The following is a 2,689-nucleotide window of genomic DNA, read 5'->3' as shown; positions in this document are numbered from 1 at the left end:
CCGCCAAGCCGTCCCGCGCCCCGGCGGGACCGCTCGACGGCGTCGCCCGGACGCTTCCGGCCCTGACCCGGGCCGAGAAGATCTCGCGGCGGGCGGCCGGCTACGGCTTCGATTGGTCGGATGCGGCGGACGTGGTCGCCAAGGTCCGCGAGGAGGCCGACGAGGTCGCCGAGGCGCTCGCCGGCGACGACGGGCAGGCCGTGGCCGAGGAGATCGGCGACCTGCTGTTCTCGGTGGCCAACCTCGCCCGGCACGCCGGGATCGACCCGGAGGCGGCGCTCAGGGCCGGCAACGACAAGTTCGTGCGCCGCTTCACCGCGATGGCCGCCCGGCTCGAGGCCGCGGGCGGGACGCTGTCGGATGCCGACCTCGCCGCAATGGAGGCGGCCTGGATCGCCGTGAAGCGCGCTGAGCGCGGCGAGGCCTGATCGCGGATCCGGGATGCCGAGGGGATCATCCCTTTGGCGGGTGTCGGGCGGAGCCCGACGAATAAGCACCAGGGCTTCGCCCTGGACCCACGAAAGGGATGATCCCTTTCGAAACCCGCTCTCAGACCACGCTGCCGCGCAGGTCGTAGGCGTCGGCCGCCTCGATCCTCACGGTGACGATGTCGCCCTGGCGCACCGGCCGGCGGCTGGCGACGTGGACGGTGCCGTCGATCTCGGGCGCATCGTATTTCGAGCGGCCCTTGATGCCGTCGGGCCCCACCGTGTCGACGATCACGGGCAGGCGCTTGCCGATGCGCGCCTTCTGCAAGCGCAGCGAGACCTGCTGCTGCGCTTCCATGAAGCGGCGCTTGCGCTCGGCCTGCAGTTCCGGCGGCACCGCCGCGCCGACGGAATTGGCGAGCGCGCCCGTCACCGGCTCGTAGGTGAAGCAGCCGACGCGCTCGAGCTTGGCTTGCCCGATCCAGTCGAGCAGCTCCGAGAACTCGGCCTCGGTCTCGCCGGGGAAGCCGACGATGAAGGTCGAGCGGATGGCGAGGTCCGGGCAGGTCTCGCGCCAGCGCCGGATGCGCTCGAGCTGGCGCTCCTGGTTGCCCGGGCGGCGCATGCGCTTGAGCACGGTCGGCGAGGCGTGCTGGAGCGGCATGTCGAGGTAGGGAAGGATCTTCCCCTCCGCCATCAGGGGGATCACCTCGTCGACGTGCGGGTAGGGGTAGACGTAGTGCAGCCGGACCCAGGCACCGAGCTCGCCGAGTTCCTTGGCGAGATCGTAGAACTTCGCCCGCACCGCGCGGTCGCGCCACGGGCTTTCGGCGTAGCGCAGGTCGACGCCGTAGGCGCTGGTGTCCTGCGAGACGACGAGCAGCTCCTTCACGCCGGCCTTGACCAGCTTCTCCGCCTCGCGCAGCACGTCGCCGGCGGGGCGGCTGACGAGGTCGCCGCGCAGGGACGGGATGATGCAGAAGGTGCAGCGGTTGTTGCAGCCCTCCGAGATCTTCAGGTAGGCGTAGTGCCGCGGGGTCAGCTTGACGCCCTGCGGCGGCACCAAGTCGAGGAACGGGTCGTGGGCCGGCGGCACCGCCTCGTGGACGGCGGCCACCACCGATTCGTAGGCCTGCGGGCCGGTGACGGCCAGGAGGTTCGGGTACTTGTCGCGGATCTCGTCGGGCTGGGCACCCATGCAGCCGGTGACGATGACCCGGCCGTTCTCCGCCATCGCCTCGCCGATCGCCGAGAGCGATTCGGCCTTGGCCGAATCGAGGAAGCCGCAGGTGTTGACGATGACCACGTCCGCCCCGTCGTGGCGCCGGGCGAGCTCGTAGCCCTCCGCCCGCAGATGCGTGAGGATCCGCTCGGAATCGACCAGCGCCTTCGGGCAGCCGAGCGAGACGAACGAGATCTTGGGTGCGGCCGAGACCCTTGCGGGCGTCGGATCGGACGGAAGAGCGGATGCGGTCATGCTGCCTTCGTGCGGCGTGGACGCCGCCAGGTCGGACGCCTCGAGAATCCGAGGATGGGGGACATCCCGATCTTCGGGCCCGAATTTTCGTGATGGGGCATCGCTATAGCGGGATCGCGGCGCCCGCGCGAGCCCCGCCGGCGCGCGGCCGAGCGCCGAGTGGGATTGCGTCGGGCGCATCGGTCGCAAAACCCTGCGGCATCGGCTGCGGCTTCCCAGGGGCTACCGCCTGTGCGAGGCCTTCGGACCCACCGACGGGCCGGCACCCGTCGCCCTCGAACCGGACGCGACAGCGCAGGACATGGCGGCGCAACAGATCTGGACCCGGGAGATCCCGTTCGTCGACCCTGTCGCGGCGGCGATGCGGCTGCGCCTCTGGCCCGGCCTCGCCTTCCTCGACAGCGCGATGCGGCACGACACCCTCGGCCGGGTCTCGATCCTGGCGGCCGACCCCTTCGCCCGCTTCCGGTTTCGCGACGGCCGCGCCACGCTGGACGGGCGGCCCGTCCCCGGCGGGCCGATGGCGGCGCTCCGCGCCTGCCTCGCGCCCTACCGGCTCGGCCCGGAGGAGGGGGCCGCGTTCTCCGGCGGCGCGATCGGCTACTGCGCCTACGATCTCGGGCAGGCGCTGGAGCGGGTGGTCCCGCCCGCGCGCCGGGCCGGGCTGACGGACGACGCCGCCTTCGACCTCCACGACGTCGCGCTCACCATCGACCACCGCGCCGGCACCTGCCGCCTCGCCGCCACCGGCTTCCCGGAGACCGAGCCGTCGCGGCGCGAGGCC

2 protein-coding genes and 1 pseudogene are annotated in these 2,689 nt (G+C 72.3%); 2 read left to right on the top strand and 1 reads right to left on the bottom strand.

Translation table 11 applies throughout. The features are described from left to right. Positions 1 to 428 (top strand): MazG nucleotide pyrophosphohydrolase domain-containing protein (locus tag FV223_RS24710; protein WP_281407470.1); only part of this gene is annotated, 428 nt, incomplete at its 5' end. Between the two features lie 121 nt (positions 429 to 549). Here the strand turns inward: FV223_RS24710 and rimO are convergent. Next, positions 550 to 1,905 (bottom strand): 30S ribosomal protein S12 methylthiotransferase RimO, encoded by a 1,356-nt coding sequence (gene rimO / locus FV223_RS24705; protein ID WP_147729438.1) that lies wholly within the window; start codon positions 1,903 to 1,905, stop codon positions 550 to 552. A 301-nt stretch (positions 1,906 to 2,206) separates the two neighbouring features. On the opposite strand from rimO, the pseudogene FV223_RS24700 reads away from it, so the two are divergent. Next, positions 2,207 to 2,689, top strand: a pseudogene (locus tag FV223_RS24700) (aminodeoxychorismate synthase, component I); the annotation flags it as partial.

The sequence above is a fragment of the Methylobacterium sp. WL116 genome (genome assembly GCF_008039455.1).
Taxonomy (GTDB): Bacteria; Pseudomonadota; Alphaproteobacteria; order Rhizobiales; family Beijerinckiaceae; genus Methylobacterium.
Note: the sequence above shows the minus strand (reverse complement) of the source record. Positions and strands in the feature narration are given on the sequence as shown.

Coding starts and splice junctions, on each gene's coding strand:
- rimO (WP_147729438.1), bottom strand. CDS start 1,905: ATGACCGCATCCGCTCTTCCGTCCGATCCGACGCCCGCAAGGGTCTCG.